21 protein-coding genes are annotated in these 22404 nt (G+C 59.8%); 7 read left to right on the top strand and 14 right to left on the bottom strand.

Annotated elements, in window-relative coordinates; all coding sequences use genetic code 11:
* Window positions 1-28 precede the first annotated feature (28 nt).
* Window positions 29-1543 (bottom strand): threonine ammonia-lyase, biosynthetic, encoded by a 1515-nt coding sequence (gene ilvA / locus F2P67_RS16135; protein ID WP_166221606.1) that lies wholly within the window; start codon window positions 1541-1543, stop codon window positions 29-31.
* Between the two features lie 327 nt (window positions 1544-1870).
* Between ilvA and rpiA the strand changes: the two genes are divergently transcribed.
* The gene (rpiA, locus tag F2P67_RS16140) at window positions 1871-2545 is read left to right on the top strand and encodes a ribose-5-phosphate isomerase RpiA (protein ID WP_166221608.1); all 675 of its coding nucleotides are present in this window, start codon (window positions 1871-1873) and stop codon (window positions 2543-2545) included.
* 140 nt (window positions 2546-2685) lie between these two features.
* On the opposite strand, the gene F2P67_RS16145 is transcribed toward rpiA, so the two are convergent.
* From F2P67_RS16145 to F2P67_RS16160, 4 genes are all read right to left on the bottom strand, one after another.
* The gene (locus F2P67_RS16145) at window positions 2686-3603 is read right to left on the bottom strand and encodes an SdiA-regulated domain-containing protein (protein ID WP_166221610.1); all 918 of its coding nucleotides are present in this window, start codon (window positions 3601-3603) and stop codon (window positions 2686-2688) included.
* Window positions 3604-3721: 118 nt separating this feature from the next.
* The gene (locus F2P67_RS16150) at window positions 3722-4645 is read right to left on the bottom strand and encodes an SdiA-regulated domain-containing protein (protein WP_166221612.1); all 924 of its coding nucleotides are present in this window, start codon (window positions 4643-4645) and stop codon (window positions 3722-3724) included.
* A gap of 289 nt (window positions 4646-4934) precedes the next feature.
* The gene (locus tag F2P67_RS16155; RefSeq protein WP_166221614.1) at window positions 4935-5600 is read right to left on the bottom strand and encodes a fumarylacetoacetate hydrolase family protein; all 666 of its coding nucleotides are present in this window, start codon (window positions 5598-5600) and stop codon (window positions 4935-4937) included.
* Window positions 5601-5641: 41 nt separating this feature from the next.
* Window positions 5642-7036, bottom strand: a complete 1395-nt coding sequence (locus tag F2P67_RS16160) for an FAD-binding oxidoreductase (protein ID WP_166221616.1) — start codon at window positions 7034-7036, stop codon at window positions 5642-5644.
* Between the two features lie 206 nt (window positions 7037-7242).
* On the opposite strand from F2P67_RS16160, the gene serA reads away from it, so the two are divergent.
* Window positions 7243-8472: a phosphoglycerate dehydrogenase gene (serA, locus tag F2P67_RS16165; RefSeq protein ID WP_025112046.1), complete on the top strand. Its 1230-nt coding sequence runs from the start codon at window positions 7243-7245 to the stop codon at window positions 8470-8472.
* A gap of 61 nt (window positions 8473-8533) precedes the next feature.
* Here the strand turns inward: serA and F2P67_RS16170 are convergent, their stop codons facing one another.
* Window positions 8534-8959: a DUF4399 domain-containing protein gene (locus tag F2P67_RS16170; protein ID WP_166221618.1), complete on the bottom strand. Its 426-nt coding sequence runs from the start codon at window positions 8957-8959 to the stop codon at window positions 8534-8536.
* 135 nt (window positions 8960-9094) lie between these two features.
* On the opposite strand from F2P67_RS16170, the gene F2P67_RS16175 reads away from it, so the two are divergent.
* Window positions 9095-9664: a transporter substrate-binding domain-containing protein gene (locus tag F2P67_RS16175; RefSeq protein WP_166221620.1), complete on the top strand. Its 570-nt coding sequence runs from the start codon at window positions 9095-9097 to the stop codon at window positions 9662-9664.
* Window positions 9665-9784: 120 nt separating this feature from the next.
* Here the strand turns inward: F2P67_RS16175 and F2P67_RS16180 are convergent, their stop codons facing one another.
* On the bottom strand, window positions 9785-10270 hold the full coding sequence (locus F2P67_RS16180) for a 2-thiouracil desulfurase family protein (protein ID WP_166221622.1): 486 nt from the start codon (window positions 10268-10270) through the stop codon (window positions 9785-9787).
* A 2-nt stretch (window positions 10271-10272) separates the two neighbouring features.
* Entirely contained in the window at window positions 10273-10905 is a 633-nt protein-coding gene (locus F2P67_RS16185) for a 2OG-Fe(II) oxygenase (RefSeq protein ID WP_166221624.1), read from the bottom strand.
* A 108-nt stretch (window positions 10906-11013) separates the two neighbouring features.
* Here F2P67_RS16185 and F2P67_RS16190 point away from each other — a divergent pair, with 108 nt between their 5' ends.
* Window positions 11014-11766 (top strand): DUF2059 domain-containing protein, encoded by a 753-nt coding sequence (locus F2P67_RS16190; RefSeq protein WP_166221625.1) that lies wholly within the window; start codon window positions 11014-11016, stop codon window positions 11764-11766.
* 97 nt (window positions 11767-11863) lie between these two features.
* On the opposite strand, the gene bipL is transcribed toward F2P67_RS16190, so the two are convergent.
* Entirely contained in the window at window positions 11864-12811 is a 948-nt protein-coding gene (bipL, locus tag F2P67_RS16195) for a phospholipase BipL (RefSeq protein ID WP_166221627.1), read from the bottom strand.
* 99 nt (window positions 12812-12910) lie between these two features.
* On the opposite strand from bipL, the gene F2P67_RS16200 reads away from it, so the two are divergent.
* Window positions 12911-13489 carry a DUF6436 domain-containing protein gene (locus F2P67_RS16200; protein WP_166221629.1) on the top strand — a complete coding sequence of 193 codons (579 nt, stop codon included), beginning with the start codon at window positions 12911-12913 and terminating at the stop codon, window positions 13487-13489.
* A 102-nt stretch (window positions 13490-13591) separates the two neighbouring features.
* Window positions 13592-16000, top strand: coding sequence for a penicillin acylase family protein (locus F2P67_RS16205; RefSeq protein ID WP_166221631.1), 2409 nt, complete (start codon window positions 13592-13594; stop codon window positions 15998-16000).
* Between the two features lie 208 nt (window positions 16001-16208).
* Here F2P67_RS16205 and F2P67_RS16210 read toward each other — a convergent pair whose 3' ends face one another.
* The gene (locus F2P67_RS16210; RefSeq protein ID WP_166221633.1) at window positions 16209-17174 is read right to left on the bottom strand and encodes a GlxA family transcriptional regulator; all 966 of its coding nucleotides are present in this window, start codon (window positions 17172-17174) and stop codon (window positions 16209-16211) included.
* A gap of 308 nt (window positions 17175-17482) precedes the next feature.
* On the opposite strand from F2P67_RS16210, the gene F2P67_RS16215 reads away from it, so the two are divergent.
* The gene (locus tag F2P67_RS16215) at window positions 17483-18124 is read left to right on the top strand and encodes an HD domain-containing protein (RefSeq protein ID WP_166221635.1); all 642 of its coding nucleotides are present in this window, start codon (window positions 17483-17485) and stop codon (window positions 18122-18124) included.
* Window positions 18125-18234: 110 nt separating this feature from the next.
* Here F2P67_RS16215 and F2P67_RS16220 read toward each other — a convergent pair whose 3' ends face one another.
* From F2P67_RS16220 to F2P67_RS16235, 4 genes are all read right to left on the bottom strand, one after another.
* On the bottom strand, window positions 18235-19125 hold the full coding sequence (locus F2P67_RS16220) for an ABC transporter permease subunit (protein ID WP_093429780.1): 891 nt from the start codon (window positions 19123-19125) through the stop codon (window positions 18235-18237).
* The gene (locus F2P67_RS16225) at window positions 19122-20003 is read right to left on the bottom strand and encodes an ABC transporter permease subunit (protein WP_178120938.1); all 882 of its coding nucleotides are present in this window, start codon (window positions 20001-20003) and stop codon (window positions 19122-19124) included. Before F2P67_RS16225 ends, F2P67_RS16220 begins: the two co-directional genes overlap by 4 nt.
* Before the next feature lie 35 nt (window positions 20004-20038).
* The gene (locus F2P67_RS16230) at window positions 20039-21181 is read right to left on the bottom strand and encodes an ABC transporter ATP-binding protein (protein WP_034151965.1); all 1143 of its coding nucleotides are present in this window, start codon (window positions 21179-21181) and stop codon (window positions 20039-20041) included.
* Window positions 21182-21244: 63 nt separating this feature from the next.
* On the bottom strand, window positions 21245-22342 hold the full coding sequence (locus F2P67_RS16235) for a polyamine ABC transporter substrate-binding protein (protein WP_166221639.1): 1098 nt from the start codon (window positions 22340-22342) through the stop codon (window positions 21245-21247).
* Window positions 22343-22404 lie beyond the last annotated feature (62 nt).

Consider the following 22404-nt stretch of genomic DNA (forward strand, 5'->3'; position numbering starts at 1 on the left):
CTTATGGCCTGCCCATCAGCGTAGCCGCTCAGCCAAGAAACAGCTGATAGGCCGGGTTGTCACTTTCGTCCCAGTACGGATAACCAATCTCAGCCAGCGCGGCCGGCACCAGATGACGCTCGTCGTGAGGCACTTGCAGACCGGCTACCACCCGACCATCCGCCGCGCCGTGGTTGCGGTAGTGGAACATCGAGATGTTCCAGCGCCCACCGAGCTTGTTGAGGAAGTTGAACAGCGCACCCGGACGCTCCGGGAATTCGAAACGCAGCACCACTTCATCGACCACCTGCGCCGCGCGACCGCCGACCATGTGGCGGATGTGCAGTTTGGCCAGTTCGTTGTCGGTCAGGTCGATGACCGGGAAACCCTGCTCGGTCAGGCTCGCCAGCAAGGCGCTGCGCGGGTCGTTTTCCGGGTGAGTCTGCACGCCAACGAAGATGTGCGCTTCGCTGCCGGTGTTGTAGCGGTAGTTGAATTCGGTGATCTGGCGTTTGCCGATGGCTTCGCAGAATGCCTTGAAGCTGCCGGCCTTCTCGGGAATGGTCACGGCGATGATCGCTTCGCGGCCCTCGCCCAGCTCGGCACGTTCGGCAACGTGGCGCAGGCGGTCAAAGTTGACGTTGGCCCCGGAGTCGATGGCGACGAAGGTCTGGCCGCTGACGCCACGCTGCTCGACGTATTTCTTGATCCCGGCCACGCCCAAGGCACCGGCAGGTTCGGTGATCGAGCGGGTATCGTCGTAGATATCCTTGATTGCTGCGCAGATTTCATCGGTGCTGACGGTGATCACTTCATCGACATAGTCTTTGCAGATGTCGAAGGTGTGCTGGCCGATCTGCGCCACGGCCACGCCGTCGGCGAAGATGCCCACGGTCGGCAGAACAACGCGCTCGCCCGCCGCCATAGCGGCTTGCAGGCAATTGGAGTCGTCCGGTTCAACACCGATGACCTTGATGTCCGGACGCAGGTATTTCACGTACGCAGCGATGCCGGCAATCAGTCCGCCGCCACCGACCGGAACGAAAATCGCGTCCAGTGGCTGCGGATGCTGACGCAGGATTTCCATGGCCACGGTGCCCTGCCCGGCAATGGTGTGCGGATCATCGTACGGGTGAATGTAGACATAGCCTTTTTCATCGACCAGTTTCAGCGAGTAGGCCAAAGCTTCCGGGAACGAATCACCGTGCAGCACTACTTTGCCGCCGCGCGAGCGCACGCCTTCGACCTTGATCTCCGGGGTGGTCTTGGGCATGACGATGGTGGCTTTGACGCCGAGCACTTTCGCCGCCAGGGCCAGACCTTGCGCATGGTTACCCGCCGACGCGGTGACGACGCCACGGGCGCGCTCTTCGTCGGTCAGTTGGGTCAACTTGTTGTAGGCACCGCGAATCTTGAACGAGAACACCGGCTGCAAGTCTTCGCGCTTGAGCCAGATGTCGTTGCCCAGCCGCTCGGAGAGCTGGCGAGCGTTCTGCAGCGGGGTTTCTACGGCAACGTCATAAACGCGCGAGGTGAGGATCTTCTTGACGTACTGTTCGAGCATCGGAAAGCATCACTGAGCGGGTTGGGCAGGGCCAAGGAGTCTAACCCGGCTTTTACTTGGGCGACCACACTAAACAGGTGGTTTTACGGCCTGGAAATCTATTCTTGAGCGAGCATTATTGTGGCGAGGGGATTTATCCCCGCTGGAGTGCGAAGCGCTCCCCGGCATTCTTCCAGATATACCGCGTTCTCAGGTTTTACGACGGCTACGCCGCCGAACGGGGCGGTGCGACGTTTCGCTAAATCCCCTCGCCACAGGAGTTTTCGCCGGGGATGGGGATATAATGTCGGTCTTTCCGTTCTCCCTTTGCCCGCTTCCGGAGCCCGCATGACCCAGGATCAACTCAAACAGGCAGTGGCTCAGGCCGCCGTCGACTTCATCCTTCCGAAACTCGACGACAAGAGCATCGTCGGGGTCGGCACCGGCTCCACCGCCAACTGCTTCATCGACGCCCTGGCCCAGCACAAGGGCGCGTTCGACGGCGCGGTCGCCAGCTCCGAAGCCACCGCCGCGCGCCTGAAGGGCCACGGCATTCCGGTGTATGAGCTGAACACCGTCAGCGATCTGGAGTTCTATGTAGACGGCGCCGACGAAAGCGACGAGCACCTGAACCTGATCAAGGGCGGCGGTGCAGCTTTGACTCGCGAGAAGATCGTCGCGGCCGTGGCCAAGACCTTCATCTGCATCGCCGACGCCAGCAAACTGGTGCCGGTACTCGGTGAGTTCCCGCTGCCGGTCGAAGTGATCCCGATGGCCCGCAGCCACGTGGCCCGCCAACTGGTGAAACTGGGCGGCGACCCGGTGTACCGCGAAGGCGTGTTGACCGACAACGGCAACATCATCCTCGACGTGTTCAACCTGCAGATCACCAATCCGGTGGAGCTGGAAGCGCAGATCAATGCGATTGTCGGCGTGGTCACCAACGGCTTGTTCGCGGCGCGTCCTGCGGATCTGTTGTTGCTGGGCACCAGCGAAGGCGTGAAAACCCTGAAGGCTGAGTAAGCCAAGATTGCCCGAAATTTATGAAATTCCCCTGTAGGAGTGAGCCTGCTCGCGAAAGCGTTGTATCAGTTGATATAGATGTCGACTGACACACCGCTATCGCGAGCAAGCTCACTCCTACAATGGTTTTGTGGTGTTTGTCAGGGCTGTGCTGGTTTTTTGAAGACGTAAAACAGGTTCGGCTCACTCACCAGATACAACGTCCCGTCGTCATCCATCGCAATCCCCTCCGCCTGCGGCACGTTTTTCTGCAAACCCTGGCGACCGCCGCTGATGGACATCGTGCTCAACGGACGTCCATCCACATCCAGCTCCAGAATCAACCGCGACTCATCCGACAGCGCCAGTAGATGCCCGCTGCGCTCGTCGTATTGCAGGCTCGACAGATCGCGCACGAACATTCCGGCATCACGCTTGGGGTTGTTGATCACGTGCACTGCGTAGGACTTTTCCGGATTGAAGTGTGGAAAACCATGCACTTCATAGATCAGCATCGGATCGCGCTCTTTCGCGACAAACAGGCGCTTGCCCACCGAGTCATACGCCAAACCCTCAAACCCCTTGTTGCCCGCCATATGAACGCCAAGGGTCATTTGTTCGGCATCGGCCGCATCGAGGAAGGTCGTGCCCTCTTCCAGATGAATCTTGATCAATCGCTGTTGGCGCTCGTCGGTGATCACGTAGGTGTCCGCATTGATGAACTCCACCGCCTCTGCATCACCGAAGCCGACCAAGGCAATGCGCCGCAGAATCTTGCCTTCCAGCGACAGCTCGACCAGCTCGGAATTCTTGTTGGTGACGGTGAACAGGCTTTTGCGCACCGGATCGAATGTCAGCGCCGAAACGTCGTCATCCAGCCCTTCAATGACCCGCGCCTCGATTGCCACCCGATATTGATCCAGACCAATGGCTTCGGTGCTCAGCGGTCGCCACAGCGTTTGCAGGTTGAACCACGCGCGCTCGAACAGGCGCAGGTATTGGCCAATCGCGATTAACGCGACCACGGCAATCACCGAGAAGAAAATAAAGAGCGGTTTGGGACGGGCAAGTCGACGCATTCGGGAGGGCTCGGTAGCAAACAGGGCGGATGAAATATCACGCCCGTCTGAACTGAAGCTTAATGGCCACTTGCTTCTGACGACAATCAGACTTATCTGAAATTGCCGCGAGGAAAAATTACTTCTGCTTCTCGAATCGGTAGAACAGGTTCGGCTCGCTGACCATATACAGCGTGCCCGCCTCGTCCATGGTCACGCCTTCGGCGCGCGGGATGGTTTTCTTGAGGCCGTTGAAACCGCCGAGCAAGGTCATGAAGCTGACCTGGTCACCCTTCTCGTCCAGCTCCAGCAACAGATGCGAATCGGCAGACAACACCAGCATGTGGCCGGTGCGCGGGTCGATTGCCAGCGCCGAGAGATTGCGGATATCCAGCTCATCACTGGCCAGTTTCTGCTTGTCGCCGTTGAGGGTCTGGCTGCCGTCGCTTTTCCAGGTGAACAGCGCCGGCGGGCGCTCTTCGCCCAGCAGCAGTTGCTGATTGCGCGCATCCCAGGTGATCGCCTCGAAAGCCTTGTTCTGGTCTTTCGACGGGCCGAGATCGTATTGGGGGAAATTGGCGATGTTGAGTTCGCGGGTGTCGGCATCGACCTTGACGATGGTCAGCGTGTGTTGGCGCTCATCGACAATGGCCATCAGGCCGTTTTCCATGACGGTAACGCCTTCAGGATTGCTCCAGCCCACCAGCGGCATTTTGCGCAGCACATCGCCTTGCAGCGTCAGTTCGGCAAGGAACGGGTTCTTGCCCATCACCGAGAACAGGGTTTTGGTTTTCGGGTTGTAGGCCAGATCCGAGGCCTCGTCCTTTTCCATTCCGGTTAACGGCTTGGCGTCGATCACCACGCGGTAATCCGGCAGCCAGATGCTTTCTTTCTGTTCGGCCTGGCTTTCGAAGCGCTCCTGCAACCACAGCACTGCGCGATCATCCCAATGCATGGCAAACGCCAGCGCGTAAGCAGCCGCCAGTGCCAGCAACAGCCAGGCATACCAGCGCAGGGCGAAACGAGAATGGCGAGCAGGTTTGAGCTGAGTTTGAGAGGACATCGACGGACGCTTTCCGAAAATTCAGGCTATGGGTAATAGCACAAAGAGGCCGGCTAGGACGCCAGAATGAGAGGAATTATCCGTACAAGATGTGAAAAAAACGGCAAATGGCGGGATTGCCCTGAAGTTTGTGGGCCACGACACAAAAATCCCGGCCGGGCTCCTGTGGCGAGGGGATTTATCCCCGTTGGGTCGCGCAGCGACCGCAAAAATTCTGGGTCTGCTGCGCAGTCCAACGGGGATAAATCCCCTCGCCACAAAGACACCACCCATAGGAAGGGTGGTGGGATTAGCGCACGCTGCTGGTAAAGCTGCTGGCGCCAACCAGTTCTAGAACGATGTCGTCGCCGACATTCAGCGGGCCTACGCCGACCGGCGTGCCGGTCAGGATCACGTCCCCGGCCTGCAGCGAGAAGCAACCGGCCATGTGCTGAATCATCGGCACAATCGGGTTGAGCATCGCACTGCTGTTGCCGTCCTGACGGACTTCGCCGTTGATGGTCAGGCGTATGCCGATGTCGGTGAGGTCAGCGAAGGTGCTGCCGACCACGAACGGTGCAATCACCGCCGCGCCGTCGAACGACTTGGCGATTTCCCACGGCAAGCCCTTGGCTTTCAGCTCGGCCTGCTTGTCGCGCAGGGTCAGATCCAGCGCAGGGGCGAAACCGGAAATCGCGTCGAGCACTTCTTCACGGCTCGGTTTGGTCGACAGCGGCTTGCCGATCAACACGGCAATTTCCGCTTCGTAGTGCACTGAACCGCGCTCGGTCGGAATGCTGAAACCACCTTCCAGCGGCACCACACAACTGCCCGGCTTGATGAACAGCAACGGCTCGGTAGGCACCGGGTTGTCCAGTTCCTTAGCGTGTTCGGCGTAATTACGGCCGATGCACACCACTTTCCCCAGCGGAAAATGAATCCGCGTACCGTCGACGTACTGGTGCTGATAGCTCATTTACCGACTCCTGCCTTCATTGATTCATCAAGGATTGCCAATCAAACCGCGAAGATCTTGCCCGGGTTCATGATGCCGTTCGGATCAAACACTGCTTTGACTGCTTTCATGTATTCGATCTCGACCGGCGAGCGACTGTAGGTCAAGTAATCACGCTTGGTCATACCCACGCCGTGTTCAGCGGAGATCGAACCGTTGTACTTCTCGACGGTTTCGAACACCCACTTGTTGACGGTCGCACACTTGGCGAAGAACTCGTCCTTGCTCAGGTTATCCGGCTTGAGGATGTTCAGGTGCAGGTTGCCGTCGCCAATGTGGCCGAACCAGACAATTTCGAAATCCGGATAGTGTTTGCCGACGATGGCGTCGATTTCCTGCAGAAATGCCGGCACTTTCGACACAGTGACCGAGATGTCGTTCTTGTACGGCGTCCAGTGCGAAATGGTCTCGGAGATGTACTCGCGCAGTTTCCACAGGTTCTGTAGCTGCGTTTCGCTCTGGCTCATCACGCCGTCCAGCACCCAGCCCTGCTCGACGCAGTGCTCGAAGGTTTCCAGGGCGCTGTTGGCCACTTCTTCGGTGGTCGCTTCGAATTCCAGCAAGGCGTAGAACGGGCAGTCGGTTTCGAACGGCGCTGGTACGTCGCCGCGCCCCATGACCTTGGCCAGGGCTTTGTCGGAGAAGAATTCGAATGCGGTCAGGTCGAGTTTGCCCTGGAAAGCGTGGAGCACCGGCATGATCGAGTCGAAATCGGCAGTGCCAAGGACCATCGCGGTGAGGTTTTTCGGCGCGCGATCCAGACGCATGGTCGCTTCGACGACGAAACCGAGGGTGCCTTCAGCGCCGATGAACAGCTGACGCAGGTCATAACCGGTGGCGTTCTTGATCAGGTCTTTGTTCAGTTCCAGCACATCGCCCTTGCCGGTGACCACTTTTATGCCGGCCACCCAGTTGCGAGTCATGCCGTAGCGAATGACCTTGATTCCGCCGGCATTGGTGCCGATATTGCCGCCAATCTGGCTGGAACCGGCCGAAGCGAAGTCTACCGGGTAGTACAAACCCTTTTCTTCGGCGACGTTCTGCAAATGCTCGGTGACTACGCCCGGCTGACACACGGCGGTGCGGTCGGTGAGGTTCACGTCGAGAATCTGGTTCATGTAGTCGAACGAGACCACCACTTCACCGTTGGCGGCCACCGCCGCGGCGGAAAGCCCGGTGCGCCCGCCCGATGGCACCAGCGCGACCTTGTGGGTGTTGGCCCAACGGACAACGGCCTGCACCTGCTCAATGGTCTTGGGAAATACGATGGCGCTCGGCGCCGGGGCGAAATGCTTGGTCCAATCCTTGCCGTAAGCGTTCAGGGAGTCGGCGTCGGTCAGAACCTTGCCAGGCTCGACCAGGGTCTTCAGTTCATCAATCAGGGCAGGATTGGTCATCGACAGAACTCTCGAACAATTCATGGTCATCCTGAGAACGCTTCACGTCGCAGGAATGAGTGATTAGCGGGGCGGCTATGCTAGCATACCGACCCCGCAGGCCAGTGCCCAAGGCCAGTTCTGCGGTAACGGCTTTCCTGCCGTTTGGGTCAGCTCCAGGCTGCTCCCCTCCCTGCCATTTTTCTCCGGGATACAGGTTTACGCAGATGAGCAAGACTTCTCTCGATAAGAGCAAGATCAAGTTCCTTCTTCTCGAAGGCGTCCACCAATCGGCTGTCGACGTCCTCAAGGCGGCGGGCTACACCAGCATTGAATACCTGACAGGTTCCTTGCCGGAAGCCCAGCTCAAGGAAAAGATTGCTGACGCTCACTTCATCGGTATTCGTTCGCGCACCCAACTGACCGAAGAGATCTTCGATCACGCGAAGAAGCTGGTAGCGGTCGGCTGTTTCTGCATCGGCACCAACCAGGTTGACCTGAGTGCTGCCCGTGAGCGCGGTATTGCCGTGTTCAACGCACCATACTCCAACACCCGTTCCGTTGCCGAACTGGTGCTGGCCGAGGCGATCCTGCTGCTGCGCGGCATCCCTGAGAAAAACGCCTCCTGCCACCGTGGCGGCTGGATCAAGTCCGCAGCCAACTCCTTCGAGATCCGTGGCAAGAAACTGGGCATCGTCGGCTACGGCTCGATCGGTACTCAGCTGTCAGTACTGGCTGAAGGTCTGGGCATGCAGGTGTTCTTTTACGACACCGTGACCAAGCTGCCGCTGGGCAACGCCACTCAGGTCGGCAACCTGCACGAACTGCTGGGCATGTCCGACATCGTCACCCTGCACGTTCCGGAAACCGCTGCGACCCAGTGGATGATCGGCGAGAAGGAAATCCGCGCCATCAAGAAGGGCGGGATCCTGATCAACGCTGCACGCGGCACCGTGGTCGAGTTGGACGCCCTGGCGGACGCGATCAAGGACAAGCACCTGATCGGCGCGGCCATCGACGTGTTCCCGGTGGAGCCACGCTCCAACGACGAAGAGTTCGAAAGCCCGCTGCGTGGCCTCGACAACGTGATCCTGACCCCGCACATCGGTGGTTCGACCGCCGAAGCGCAAGCCAACATCGGTCTGGAAGTGGCGGAAAAACTGGTCAAGTACAGCGACAACGGTACGTCCGTTTCGTCGGTGAACTTCCCGGAAGTGGCCCTGCCGGCTCACCCTGGCAAGCACCGCCTGCTGCACATCCACGAGAACATCCCGGGTGTGATGAGCGAGATCAACAAGGTCTTCGCCGAAAACGGCATCAACATCTCCGGTCAGTTCCTGCAGACCAACGAGAAAGTCGGCTACGTGGTGATCGACGTCGATGCCGAGTACTCGGAGCTGGCGCAAGAGAAGCTGCAACACGTCAACGGCACCATCCGTAGTCGCGTTCTGTTCTGATCCCGCGTCAAGCGACAAAAAGGGAGCCTTCAGGCTCCCTTTTTCATGCTTGCCGAAAACTTTATTCGACGTTGACAGTGATTTTCTTCGAGACAATTGGCGGATCGAACGGCATGTGGCCGCTGTCACCGAGTTCCAGCTGCAGGGTATGTTTGCCCGGAGCCAGTTTGATCGTCGCCTCGGTCTGCGCTTTACCGAAATGCATGTGGTTCGGATCATTCGGAATCGGCGCGCCAGCGGCAGGCAGTTTGTCGACATCGATCAGCAGGTGGTGATGCCCGGTGTTTTTGGTGACGTCACCGGCCGGTGCCAATGCGATGTCCTTGACGCCGAATTTGACTTTGAACTCCTGGGAAACCGTGGCCCCGTCCTCGGGAGAAACGATGAACACTTCGGCGCCTTTCGGGGCCGGGGTGGCCGCACTGGCCAGCACCGAAACACCCATCAGCACACCGGCCAACGCTGCACGTGACATAAAGCTTTTCATTTTCTTCTCCAGTTTTTCCGTAAAATCCGCACGGTCATGACAACTTCATGACCATTCGTTGTCGAAGGCACTCGACAACCATAGCAAAGCGAGCCTGAATCAGAGCATCGCGATAATGATTTCAAAGGAGTGACCATGCGTTTTCTGCCTGGCCTGATCTGCCTGCTACCCCTTTTGAGCCCTCTGGCTCACGCCGAACTGATTGATGACGTCAACGACCGTGGCGAGTTGCGTATAGCCCTTGAGGCTAATACACCGCCCTTCAACTTCAAGGATGGCGACACACTCACGGGGTTCGAGGTCGAGCTGGGGCAACTGCTGGCCAACGAGCTGGATGTGCGCGCGGACTTCATCGTCACCGACGAGGGCGATTTGCTCCAGGGCGTTGAAAGCGGCAAGTACGACGTTGCGCTCAACCACATAGCACTGACACCCGAACTCAAGGATCGTTTCGACTTCAGCGAGCCTTACGGCAAGGTTGATTCGCAGTTGCTGGCGAAAAAGGACGAACAACCACGGCCGATGGTGCTGGTGCAGGCGTTGACGGAGGAGAAGCCGTCGGTGAGTGCCCCGGTGGAGTTGGCGATTCCGTTTCAGAAGGGTAATCCGGCGTTTCAGGCCAGTCTTGCGAGCGCGATGCAGCGGATCAAGGCGGATGGACGCCTGGCGGCGCTGTCGGCGAAATGGTTCCCCAAACCCGAGTGAACACAAAACCCTGTGGGAGAGGGCTTGCTCCCGAAGGCGTCAGGTCAGTCGACATAATTGTTAACTGATACACCGCTATCGCGAGCAGGCTCACTCCTACATGGGATATGCGATTTGCTTTTAGTCCAGTTGTGTCAGGGCTGTTGCAGCCTGCTGCAGTTCAAGCTCACTGAAAACCTGCACGCCATGGCGTTTGAGCAGCGCGGCCGTCACTCCTTCGCCGGAGATTTTGACGCCGCTGAACGTGCCGTCATAGGTCAGCAGATTGCCGCACGATGGGCTGTTGGCTTTCAACACAGCCACGCGGATCCCGTGCTTTTGCACCAAGGCCAACGCCTGCCGCGCGCCATCCAGAAACTGCGCGCTGACATCCTCGCCCTCGGTGGTAATCACTGCTGCGATGCCATCAAGCACTTCACTGCCCTGCCCGCCTGGAATCTCCGCCGCCGCCCTTGGAGTCGGCAAACCGCCCGCGACTTCCGGACACAACGGCACCACCCGCCCCTCGACAATCCACTGCTCGAGCAAATCGAACGGCCCGCTGGCACCACCGTCATAACGCACGCGGTGGCCCAACAGGCAGCGACTGACCAGAATCTTCTGCATGATCAGAACGGCTCGTTGCCACGACGGCGGAACCAGCCGGTCAGCGACAAGCGCTCGCGATTCGCCGGCAGCACTTCGTGAGGCACTTCGCCCGAGAGAAACACCACCAGACAACCGCCGGCAGGTTGCACGTCATGCACGCGCTCATCGTTCAGGTACATGCGCAACTGACCGCCATCCTCCGGCAGCCAGGCCTCGTTGAGGTAGACCACCACCGAGACCATGCGCTTGTCATCGTCGCGAAAACGGTCGACATGCCTGCGATAAAACGCACCCGGCGGGTACAGGGCGAAATGGCATTCAAAGTCTTCAAGGCCGAGGAACAGACCCCGGTTAAGTGCCTCACGCAGGCTCTCCATCAGGTTCAGATAACGGTCGCTGGCCTCGGCCTGACCCGGATCGATCCACTGGATATGGTCGCCGCGAATCCCCTCGCGAATCTCTGAAAACGGCCCACGGCCAACCCCCGCCGGTGCCAGTTCGCCCTCGGCCTCACGTTTGCGGCACTCGGCCGCCAGCTCGCGGGTCAAACCGGCGGGCAGGAAAATGTTCTGCTGCGACCAGCCGTGTTCGGCCAGGTCGTCGACAATGCGTAACAGCAGCGGGTGTTCAGAGGATATTTGCATGGCGCGCATAGTATGTCGGCGGCAAGAAATCCGACAGAGCCACGCGGCGGCTTGATACGAATTCTCGACAAGTACCGGCACCGCACGGAGAATAGTCCGCTGCTGACAGGAGTCCCTATGCGCCGTTTGCTTTTTTCACTGCTGATGATCTGCGTTTTGCCCGCCTGGGCGGACGGCCACGACCAGTTGTACAAGGTCGCCGGCTGGCCAGATCAACGCGCGCATTTCAATGACGCCCTGAGTGCCGCGCAGCAGCGCTATCAGAGCAGCCTGCCGCCCGCCGTGTTTCAAGCGCTGGTGAACAACAGCAATCAGCGCTTCGCCCCACAGGCCATGGATCAACGCGCCGAAGCCCAGTTGCGGCAAAACCTCGCCGATCCGAAACCGGCCCTGGCGTTCTTTCAATCGCCGCTGGGCAAGAAAATCGTCGCTGCTGAATTACTCGCGACCCGCCGCGATCAACTGGCAAAAAATGCCAAAGGTCTGCCGAAGATGCCGGCCAGCGACAGCCGCCTGCTGATCATCGGCCACCTCGCCCAGGCCTTGCCTGCCCGCGAGGCCGGCGCTGAAGTCAGTCTGGCGATTGCCGGCGTGGCGGCGGACAGTTTGAGTTCGATGATCCCCGGCCTGCTCGGCGGCGGTCAGGCACAGGGCATGTTGAACGGTCAGCGTCAGCGCTTGATGGATCAGATCGGCGCTGACATGAACAACACGCTGCTCTACGTTTATCGCGATCTGTCGGATGAAGAGCTGGAAGAGTTCGCGACGTTTGCCGAATCGACCGAGGGTAAAGCTTATTACCAGGCGGCGCTGGCGGCGATCCGTGCCGGTTTGGCAGTCGGCCAAAGCACTTCCAACCTCAGCCAGTAATTTTTATCGCCTGGCCGGCCGCCTTCGCGAGCAAGCCCGCATTGGAATGCATTTCCATGAGGGAGCGGGTTTGCTCGCGAAGAGGCCCTCACAGACGCTAGAGATTTCTGCCCCTGATCCGCTTGCTCAGAAACTCGAAATACTCTTCGCGCATCTCCGCCGTTTCATTGGCCAGATGATGCCGCGCCTGCGGCAACAGCAGGATCTGCGGCCGGTCGAACTTCCACTTCAACACCTGCAAATTGTGCTGCCAGTCGACGGTCATGTCCGCTTGCCCCTGAATGATCAGCGGCCGTCGCGGACTTTTTTTCGCGTATTCCACGCGGTTGATCCAGCGTGACAACGCCCCGACCCACGCCGTCGGCAAGCGTTTGGGCTGCAACGGATCGGCCAGCAGAAACGGCAGGAAATCCGGATCGTTGGAGTTCTCGCTGAAGCGTCGGGCGATGCCCCGCACGAACGGCCTGAGCAGGTAGTAACTCAGCTGCGACCAACCCCACGCCCGTGGCCGCACCAGCGGAGAAAGCAGAATCAACTGGCCCTGAGCAGGACTGTTCTCGCCATGATTGAGCACGTGATCGACCACGATCGCCCCGCCGGTACTTTGCCCGCACAAGTGCCACGGCTGTGGCAGGGCAATCGAATTCGCTTCGGCGAACAAGGCTTGCAACGCGTCCTGATATTCGGAGAAATCGCGAATGCTCGCGCGCGGCCCGCTCGACAGACCGTGGCCCGGCAAGTCGCAGGCGATCACGGCAAAATCCTGATCCAGCGCCCACTCGATCACATGCCGATAGAGCCCGGTGTGGTCGTAGAAACCGTGCAGCAGAAACAACGTGCCCTTGACCTTCTCCGGCCACCAGCAATGACTGACCAATTGATAGCCATCGACTGCAAAACGGCCCATGCCCCGCCAGACATCGCGCTCGGGGAAATCGGTTTTGTAAAACTGCTGATAGGCCTTGGCCTCGTCCGACAACGGCTGCCACTCGGCCAGAGGCTTGAGGCCGGCGCGTAATTGATCGGGGTCGAAAGTGGCAGGCATGAGGCAATTCCAGAACGGTGAACAGACTTTATCGGCCTGCGATATTCATCTGTAGTGGCAGACATGGCAAGCTAGCCGACCTTTCGAGGATCGAAAACCATGCGTTCGCCCTACCGCACCGCACTGTTTGCCAGCCTGCTCGCGCTTGTGTGTGCCGGTGTGCTGTGGGCCGCGTACGACTGGTTTCAGGGGCGCTACCTGCGGGCCTTCAGCGAGCACACCGCGGTGTTTTCCGGCGATCCGCTGCGCCTGCCGGACAACCTCGCCGGCCCCGGCAATATCCGTCTCGTCCACTTCTGGGACCCGGCCTGCCCGTGCAACGTCGGTAATCAACAGCACCTGACCGAAATGGTCGAGCACTTCAGCTCCAAAGGCGTGGAGTTTTTCGCCGTACAGAGAGCCGGCAGCCACGGCCAGTTGCCCGCCACGCTCAGCGCTCTGAAAACCATCACCGTATTGCCCGGTTCCGAACAGATTCCCGCCAGCCCGGCCGTGGCGATCTGGGATCGCAGCGGCAGGCTTGCGTATTTTGGCCCTTACAGCGAAGGCCTGACCTGCAACTCCAGCAACAGCTTCATTGAACCGATCCTCAACGCACTGACCGAAGATCGCCCGGTCAATGCCACGCACACTCTGGCGGTCGGCTGTTACTGCCCGTGGCCGGTGGAGACGCCGTAAGGCATTCCGGACTTTTCAAGGACAGCGATGCACGGCACAGAAGGTCTGTGCTAATTGTTTGCAGCCCGACGGGCGGCAATCCCGCATGCACAAGGAGTCACCATGAAGCGCGTGTTCACCGTTCTTGCCTTGCTCATCGTTGTCCTGCTCGCCGCTATCGGCGGGTATGTGTACAGCAAGCAGCCGACGCGTCAGGGCCAGGTCGAACTGCGCAACCTGCAGGGTTCGGTGACCGTGCGCTACGACGAACGCGGCGTGCCGCACATCCGCGCCGAAAACGAAACCGATCTCTACCGTGCCCTCGGCTACGTGCATGCCCAGGATCGGCTGTTCCAGATGGAAGCCATGCGCCGCCTCGCCCGTGGCGAACTGGCCGAAGTGCTCGGGCCGAAACTGCTCGACACCGACAAACTGTTCCGCAGCCTGCGCATCCGTGAGCGCGCCGCCAGTTATGTCGCCAGCCTCGACAAGCAATCACCGGCGTGGAGGGGTCTGCAAGCCTATCTGGATGGCATCAACCAATATCAGGCCACTCACGCGGCGCCCATCGAGTTCGATGTGCTGGGCATCCCCAAGCGGCCGTTCACCGCCGAGGACAGCATCAGCGTTGCCGGTTACATGGCTTACAGCTTTGCCGCCGCGTTTCGCACCGAGCCGTTGCTGACGTACGTGCGCGATCAACTCGGCGCCGATTACCTCAACGTCTTCGACCTCGACTGGCAGCCCAAAGGTGTGCTGGCCAAGGGGCGAGCAAACCCGACTCCGCCGCTTGCCGCTGGCGACTGGAAAGACCTCAATGCCCTCGCCCGCCTCAGCGAACAGGCGTTGATCGACAACGGCCTGCCGCAGTTCGAAGGCAGCAACGCCTGGGTCATTGCGGGCAGTCGCAGCCAGAGTGGCAAACCGCTGCTGGCCGGTGATCCGCACATTCGTTTTTCGGTGCCTTCGGTGTGGTACGAGGCGCAGCTGTCGGCGCCGGGGTTTGAACTCTACGGCCATCATCAGGCGCTGGTGCCGTTCGCGTTTCTGGGGCACAACCTGGATTTCGGCTGGAGCCTGACCATGTTCCAGAACGACGATCTGGATCTGATCGCCGAAAAGGTCAACCCGGACAACCCGAATCAGGTCTGGTATCGCGGCCAGTGGACCGACATGGTCAGCACCGAACAGCAAATCAACGTGAAGGGCCAGGCGCCGGTGACGATCACCCTGCGCCAGTCGCCGCACGGGCCGATCGTCAACGATGCCCTCGGCAGCGCCGCCGGCAAGACGCCGATTGCGATGTGGTGGGCGTTTCTCGAAACACCGAACCCGATCCTCGAAGGTTTCTATCAGCTCAACCGCGCCGACACACTGGCCAAGGCCCGCGCCGCTGCGGCCAAAGTGCAGGCGCCGGGGCTGAACCTGGTTTACGCCAACGCCAAGGGCGATATCGCCTGGTGGGCTTCGGCGCTGTTGCCCAAGCGCCCGGCCGGAGTGAAGCCGGGCTTCATTCTCGACGGCAGCACCGATCAGGCGGACAAGGACGGTTATTACCCGTTCAGCGCCAACCCGCAGGAAGAAAACCCGGCGCGTGGTTACATCGTCTCGGCCAACTTTCAGCCGGTTTCGCCGACCGGCATGGAGATTCCCGGTTACTACAACCTCGCGGATCGCGGTCAGCAGCTCAATCGACAGCTCAGCGACAAGAGCGTGAAGTGGACCAACGAAGCCAACCAAAAGCTGCAACTGGGCACCGCTACTGGCTACGGCCCACGCCTGTTGGCGCCGTTGCTGCCGGTATTGCGTGAAGCGGTCAGTGACCCGGCGCAACTGAAACTGGTCGAGCAACTCGCGCAGTGGCCAGGCGACTATCCGCTGGATTCGGTCAGTGCGACGCTGTTCAACCAGTTCCTCTACGACCTGGCCGATGCGGCGATGCGCGATGAGTTGGGCAATGACTTTTTCGACACGCTGCTGTCGACAAGGGTGATTGATTCAGCACTGCCCCGCTTGGCGGCAAATGCCGATTCAGCATGGTGGGACAACCGCAACACGCCGGCCAGGGAGACCCGCGCCGATATCGTCCGCACAGCGTGGCAGGCGAGCATCAAGCACCTGAAACTGACCCTTGGCGACGATGTCGCAGGCTGGCAATGGGGCACGGTACACACGCTGACTCACGGGCATCCGCTCGGGCAGCAGAAGCCGCTGGATCGCATTTTCAACGTCGGGCCGTTCGCGGCACCGGGTAGCCATGAAGTGCCGAACAACCTCTCGGCGAAAATCGGCCCGGCACCATGGCCAGTGACTTACGGGCCGTCGACCCGGCGTCTGGTGGACTTCGCCGACCCGGCGCACAGTCTGACGATCAATCCGGTCGGCCAAAGCGGTGTGCCGTTCGACAGCCATTACGACGATCAGGCTGAGGCGTATGTCGACGGGATGTATGTGCAGGCGCATTTCAGTGAGGAAGAGGTAACGGCGAATACGCGGAGTACGTTGAAGCTGCTTCCTGCACGGGCGCAGTAGAAGCGCCCCTCACCCCAGCCCTCTCCCGGAGGGAGAGGGAGCCAATTGGGGATTGCTCGATAATTTCGCAGACCTGAAAGAGCTTTGCCGAATCCATAGTCGACTGGATCGTGCAGGTCGATGTATGACGCAAGACACCTCGGTCGGCTCCCTCTCCCTCCGGGAGAGGGCTGGGGTGAGGGGATCGCGAACTCAAGCCAACCTACGCTCAAACCATTACCGCAAAATTCAGCCGAAACTGCTGCGGCGTCACGCCCAGCCTGCGGTTGAACACACTGCGCATGTGTTGCGCATCGCGAAACCCGCACTGATACGCCACGGTCTTAAGCGGTGCCGTGGTGCTTTCCAGCATCACCCGCGCCGCATCTACCCGCGCCCGCTCGACGAACTCCGCCGGCGTGACCTTGGCTTCCCGGGCAAACACCCGGGAGAAATTGCGCGCACTCATGTTCGCCGCATTGGCCAGATCGGCGATGGTCAGATCCCCGGTGAGATTGGCCAGCACATACAGTTGCACCAGCGCCACCGCCGAAGTCGGTTCCGCGTGCGGCGTCAGGAACGGGCTGAACTGCGATTGCCCGCCCGAGCGCTGAGTGAACACCACCAGACGCTTGGCCACGCTCAATGCCACCTCGGCACCCTGATCGCGCGCCAACAAATACAGCGACAGATCGATCCCTGCCGTCACCCCGGCCGAGGTGTAGAGCGCACCGTCCTCGACGTACAAGCGATCGGCTTCGACCTTCGTCGTCGGGCACAACTGTGCCAAGACCTCGGCATCGTTCCAGTGAGTCGTGACCGTGCGGCCCTCCAGCAGCCCCGCGCGCGCCAGCATGAAAGCGCCGTTGCAGATCGAACCGAAACGGTTTGCGCGGGCGCAGGCTTCACGCAGCCAACCGTCGAACGTCACGCCGAAATCCATGAACGGCAACTGCGGGCCACCGGCGACCAGCAGCAGGTCATAGGCTTCGATGGATTCGCTGAAATGACGATGGGCATTGAGGATCAAGCCGTTGGAACAGGCCATCGCTCCATGTTCGACGCCGACCACCTCCAGCCGATAGTGATCCTCGGGCGCGAGAAAACGATTGGCCTCGGCAAACACATCCATGGGACCGGTGACGTCGAGCGACTGCACGCCAGCAAATACCACGATGGCGACGGTTTTGTTCATGTTTTTTGAAGCCCCCTGTAACCCTGTGGCGAGGGGATTTATCCCCGTTGGGTTGCGAAGCAGCCCCAAGACCATACACCTCGTTGTGCCAGGCAGTCTTCATGGCTGGATTTACGACTGCTGCGAAGCCGAACGGGGATAAATCCCCTCGCCACAATGGATGGCATTCCAACTTGTGAAGGGCAGTTGGCACGATTTGCAGGTGGATTGGCAAGGATCGCAGCCATGCGTTGATTGTTCGGTATCAGCGTCGGGAACAGACTTTCCCCATCAGCGCCGCGACGGCGTTTTCCACGAGGAAGCTCAACATGACCACGACCATCGCCGGTATCAAAATCCCCGACAGCGCCCTCGCCCGGGCTACCACCGAATACATCCGCGACATCGAATCCGACCTGCTTTATCACCACTCGCGCCGGGTGTTTCTGTTCGGTGCACTGAGCGGCGAGCGTCAACAACTCGCCTATAACCCGGAGTTGTTGTACGTCGGCGCGATGTTCCATGACCTCGGTCTGGTCGAAGGTCATCGCAGTGACGACGAGCGTTTTGAAGTGGACGGTGCCAACGCCGCCGCCGACTTTCTCAAACCCTATGGCTTGAGCGATGACGACATCGAACAAGTGTGGCTGTCGATTGCCCTGCACACCACGCCGGGCGTACCCAAGCATCTGCGTCCGACCGTGGCGCTGGTGACCGCCGGTGTCGAAATGGACGTGTTGGGCATGGATTACGCCGCGTTCAGCACCGTGCAGCGCGAAGCGGTGGTGCATGCGCACCCGCGCGGGGAGGGTTTCAAGGAGTGCATCATCTGCGCGTTCGCCGACGGCCTGCGCCATCGTCCGCAGACGACGTTCGGCAATGTGAAGACCGATGTGCTGAAGGATCAGGTGCCGGGATTCAAGCCGATGAACTTCGTCGAAGTCATCCGCAAATCTCCCTGGATTGCCTGAAACCAAAACTGCCGCGAACCCTGTGGCGAGGGGATTTATCCCTTCGCCACAAAAGCCCATTCCAGAATCGGATTGGGGTTGACCTTAAAGTTGAGGCCAACCCTATTGGCTTACGCTGCTTCCGGTGCCGGTGCGCGACGCACGTCCGGCTGCTTCCACGAATCGGCAGCGCTTTCTTCGATGGCCTGCTGAATTGCTTTCTTGCGTGCTTCTTCAGCGCGGCGGCTGAAGAACCAGACCATGAACGTCACAATCGACACGGCCAGCAGAATCAGACTCGCCACCGCGTTGATCTCAGGCTTCACGCCCAGACGCACCGCCGAGAACACTTCCATCGGCAGGGTCGTCGAACCGGGGCCGGAGACGAAGCTCGCCAGTACCAGGTCGTCCAGCGACAGCGCAAACGACATCATGCCGCCCGCCGCCAGCGACGGCGCGATCATCGGAATGGTGATCAGAAAGAACACCTTCCACGGCCGTGCACCGAGATCCATCGCCGCTTCTTCGATCGACAGATCGAGCTCACGCAGACGCGCCGACACCACCACCGCCACGTACGCCGCACAGAACGTCGTGTGGGCGATCCAGATGGTGACAATGCCACGCTCCTGCGGCCAGCCGATCATCTGCGCCATGGCCACGAACAGCAGCAACAGCGACAGACCGGTGATCACTTCCGGCATCACCAGCGGCGCCGTCACCAGGCCACCGAACAGCGTGCGGCCCTTGAAACGGGTGATGCGCGTCAGTACAAACGCTGCCAGCGTACCCAGCGCCACCGCCGCAACCGCGGTGTAGCAGGCGATTTCCAGCGAACGCAGCACCGAGCCCATCAGTTGCGTGTTGTCGAGCAGGCCGACGTACCACTTGATCGACCAGCCGCCCCACACCGTCACCAGTTTCGAGGCGTTGAACGAGTAGATCACCAGGATCAGCATCGGCAAGTAGATGAACAACAAACCCAGAACCAGCATCAGGCTGGAGAAACGGAAGCGCTTCATTCTTTACCCTCCATTTCCTTGGCCTGACTGCGGTTGAACAGGATGATCGGCACAATCAGGATCGCCAGCATCACCACCGCCAGGGCGGACGCCACCGGCCAGTCACGGTTGTTGAAGAACTCTTGCCAGAGCACTTTACCGATCATCAGGGTTTCCGGGCCGCCGAGCAGTTCCGGGATCACGAACTCGCCCACCACCGGAATGAACACCAGCATGCAGCCGGCAATGATCCCGTTCTTGGACAGCGGAATGGTGATTTTCCAGAAGCTGTTGAAGGTGCTCGAACCGAGGTCGGAGGCGGCTTCCAGCAGACTGTGATCGTGCTTCACCAGGTTGGCGTACAGCGGCAGGATCATGAACGGCAGGTACGAGTAAACGACGCCGATGTACACCGCAAGGTTGGTGTTGAGGATCTGCAGCGGCTCGTCGATGAAGCCCATGCTCATCAGGAAACCGTTGAGCAGACCGTTGTTGCTGAGGATGCCCATCCACGCGTAAACGCGGATCAGGATCGCGGTCCAGGTCGGCATCATGATCAGCAGCACCAGCACCGTTTGCAGCTCTTTACGGGCGGTGGCGATGGCGTAGGCCATCGGGTAGCCGATCAGCAGGCACAACAGCGTGCTGAAAAACGCCATTTTCAGCGAGCCCAGGTAAGCGGCGATGTACAACTCGTCGCCCGCGAGCATCGCGTAGTTGCCCAGGTTCAGCAGCAATTGCAGCTTCTGCTCGGCGTACGTGTAAATCTCGGTGTACGGCGGGATGGCCACGTCGGCTTCGGCGAAGCTGATCTTCAGGACGATGAAGAACGGCAACATGAAGAACAGGAACAGCCAGATGAACGGGACCCCGATGACCAACTGCCGGCCATTGGGGATTATTCGGTTGATGCGGCGTTTGAATTTGCGCATGTTCATGAGCGAAGTACCACGCCACTGTCGTCTTCCCACCAGACGTAGACCTGATCACCCCAGGTCGGACGCGCGCCACGACGCTCGGCGTTGGCCACGAACGACTGCACCAGTTTGCCACTCGGCAATTCGACGTAGAACACCGAGTGACCACCGAGGTAGGCAATATCGTGCACCTTGCCGCTCGACCAGTTGTATTCGCAAGTCGGCTGGTCGGCGGTGACCAGCAGCTTCTCCGGACGGATCGCGTAGGTCACGGACTTGTCTTGCACCGAGGTGCTGATGCCGTGGCCGACGTAGATCTGCCGGTCGAGGTCCTTGCAGGTGATGGTCGCGTGGCCTTCGGCGTCGTCGATCACTTCACCTTCGAAGATGTTCACGTTACCGATGAATTCACAGACCAGGCGGCTGGTCGGGGTTTCGTAGATGTCGATCGGGCTGCCGATCTGGGCGATCCAGCCCAGGTGCATGATCGCGATGCGCTCGGCCATGGTCATGGCCTCTTCCTGGTCGTGCGTCACCATCACGCAGGTCACACCCACGCGCTCGATGATTTCCACCAGTTCCAGCTGCATCTGCGAGCGCAGTTTCTTGTCCAGTGCGCCCATCGGTTCGTCGAGCAGCAGCAGTTTCGGTCGTTTGGCCAGCGAACGGGCCAGCGCCACACGCTGACGCTGACCGCCGGACAGTTGATGCGGCTTGCGCTTGGCGTACTGGCTCATCTGCACAAGCTTGAGCATCTCGGCCACGCGAGCGTCGACCTCGGCTTTGGGAATCTTGTCCTGTTGCAGGCCGAACGCGATGTTCTGCGCCACGGTCATGTGCGGGAACAAGGCGTACGACTGGAACATCATGTTGATCGGTCGCTCGTACGGCGGCATGTCGGTGATGTCGACGCCGTCGAGGAAAATGCGCCCCTCCGTGGGCCGTTCGAACCCTGCCAGCATCCGCAGCAGAGTGGACTTGCCCGATCCCGAACCGCCGAGCAGGGCGAAAATCTCGCCTTTCTTGATTTCCAGGGACACATCGTCCACGGCAATCGTCTCGTCGAACTTCTTCGTGACCCGGTCGATTTTGACCAACACCTGTTTAGGTGTCTGGTCGCCCTCGAGGGCTTTCTTATAGGCGCCGGAGGCAACTGCCATTTACGAAACTCCCAACAAAATTGCAGTTCGCCCACGCAAGACGAACCCAGGATAGTTTTAGCGTTATTTGCCCGACTTGACCTTGGTCCAGCTACGGGTCATCAAACGCTGAATATTGGGTGGCAACTCGACCGACACGTAAGTCTTGTCGAGGACTGCTTGCGGTGGATAAACCGCTTCGTCGGTGCGAATGGATTGCTCCATCAGCTTGTCCGAACCCGGGTTGGGGTTGGCGTAACCGACGTAATCACTGACCTGGGCGATGACCTCAGGTTTCAGCAAATAGTTGATGAAGGCGTGGGCTTCCTTGACGTTGGACGAGTCCTTCGGAATCGCCAGCATGTCGAACCACAGCGCGCCGCCTTCTTTCGGGATCGAGTAGGCGATGTTCACGCCCTTCTTGGCTTCCTCGGCGCGGTGCTTGGCCTGGAAGATGTCGCCGGAGAAACCGATGGCCACGCAGATGTCGCCATTGGCCAGATCGCCGATGTATTTGGACGAGTGGAAGTAGGTCACGTAAGGACGCACCGCGAGCAACTTGTCGGTGGCCTTGGCGTAATCCTTGGGATCGGTACTGTTGGCGTTCAGGCCCATGTAGTTGAGCACGGTCGGCATCATTTCATCGGCCGAATCGAGGAACGCTACGCCGCAGCTGTGCAGCTTCTTGATGTTCTCAGGCTCGAACAGCACGCTCCAGGAATCGATCTTGTCGATACCGAGCACAGCCTTGACCTTGTCGACGTTGTAACCGATGCCGTTGGTGCCCCACAGGTACGGAACGGCGTAAAGGTTGCCCGGATCGTTCTGTTCCAGACGCTTGAGCAACACCGGGTCAAGGTTGGAATAGTTCGGAAGCTGCGACTTGTCGAGCTTCTGGAACGCGCCCGCCTTGATCTGCTTGCCGAGGAAGTGGTTCGACGGCACGACCACGTCGTAACCGGTACGCCCGGCGAGCAGTTTGCCTTCCAGGGTTTCGTTGGAATCGAACACGTCATAGACCGGTTTGATCCCGGTGGCTTTCTGGAAGTCCGCCAGGGTGGTCTCGCCGATGTAATCCGACCAGTTATAAATATGCACCGTACCGGCGGCCTGGGCTCCGACAGCAATCGTCAGGCCGGCAGTGGCCAGCAGGGCTTTGCGCAAAGAAGAAAAAATAGGCAAGTGGAGGTCCTCTAAATTAGTTGGGCCCAAGTTGCCCCGCGCTGCATGACAGCCATGACTGC

Source organism: Pseudomonas atagonensis, from assembly GCF_011369485.1.
GTDB classification, from domain to species: domain Bacteria; phylum Pseudomonadota; class Gammaproteobacteria; order Pseudomonadales; family Pseudomonadaceae; genus Aquipseudomonas; species Aquipseudomonas atagonensis.

Coding starts and splice junctions, on each gene's coding strand:
- serA (WP_025112046.1), top strand. CDS start 7,243: ATGAGCAAGACTTCTCTCGATAAGAGCAAGATCAAGTTCCTTCTTCTC.
- F2P67_RS16220 (WP_093429780.1), bottom strand. CDS start 19,125: ATGAAGCGCTTCCGTTTCTCCAGCCTGATGCTGGTTCTGGGTTTGTTG.
- F2P67_RS16170 (WP_166221618.1), bottom strand. CDS start 8,959: ATGAAAAGCTTTATGTCACGTGCAGCGTTGGCCGGTGTGCTGATGGGT.
- F2P67_RS16155 (WP_166221614.1), bottom strand. CDS start 5,600: ATGAGCTATCAGCACCAGTACGTCGACGGTACGCGGATTCATTTTCCG.
- F2P67_RS16185 (WP_166221624.1), bottom strand. CDS start 10,905: ATGCGCGCCATGCAAATATCCTCTGAACACCCGCTGCTGTTACGCATT.
- F2P67_RS16210 (WP_166221633.1), bottom strand. CDS start 17,174: ATGAACAAAACCGTCGCCATCGTGGTATTTGCTGGCGTGCAGTCGCTC.
- F2P67_RS16205 (WP_166221631.1), top strand. CDS start 13,592: ATGAAGCGCGTGTTCACCGTTCTTGCCTTGCTCATCGTTGTCCTGCTC.
- F2P67_RS16215 (WP_166221635.1), top strand. CDS start 17,483: ATGACCACGACCATCGCCGGTATCAAAATCCCCGACAGCGCCCTCGCC.
- ilvA (WP_166221606.1), bottom strand. CDS start 1,543: ATGCTCGAACAGTACGTCAAGAAGATCCTCACCTCGCGCGTTTATGAC.
- F2P67_RS16180 (WP_166221622.1), bottom strand. CDS start 10,270: ATGCAGAAGATTCTGGTCAGTCGCTGCCTGTTGGGCCACCGCGTGCGT.
- F2P67_RS16175 (WP_166221620.1), top strand. CDS start 9,095: ATGCGTTTTCTGCCTGGCCTGATCTGCCTGCTACCCCTTTTGAGCCCT.
- F2P67_RS16150 (WP_166221612.1), bottom strand. CDS start 4,645: ATGTCCTCTCAAACTCAGCTCAAACCTGCTCGCCATTCTCGTTTCGCC.
- F2P67_RS16190 (WP_166221625.1), top strand. CDS start 11,014: ATGCGCCGTTTGCTTTTTTCACTGCTGATGATCTGCGTTTTGCCCGCC.
- rpiA (WP_166221608.1), top strand. CDS start 1,871: ATGACCCAGGATCAACTCAAACAGGCAGTGGCTCAGGCCGCCGTCGAC.
- F2P67_RS16200 (WP_166221629.1), top strand. CDS start 12,911: ATGCGTTCGCCCTACCGCACCGCACTGTTTGCCAGCCTGCTCGCGCTT.
- F2P67_RS16160 (WP_166221616.1), bottom strand. CDS start 7,036: ATGACCAATCCTGCCCTGATTGATGAACTGAAGACCCTGGTCGAGCCT.
- bipL (WP_166221627.1), bottom strand. CDS start 12,811: ATGCCTGCCACTTTCGACCCCGATCAATTACGCGCCGGCCTCAAGCCT.
- F2P67_RS16230 (WP_034151965.1), bottom strand. CDS start 21,181: ATGGCAGTTGCCTCCGGCGCCTATAAGAAAGCCCTCGAGGGCGACCAG.
- F2P67_RS16145 (WP_166221610.1), bottom strand. CDS start 3,603: ATGCGTCGACTTGCCCGTCCCAAACCGCTCTTTATTTTCTTCTCGGTG.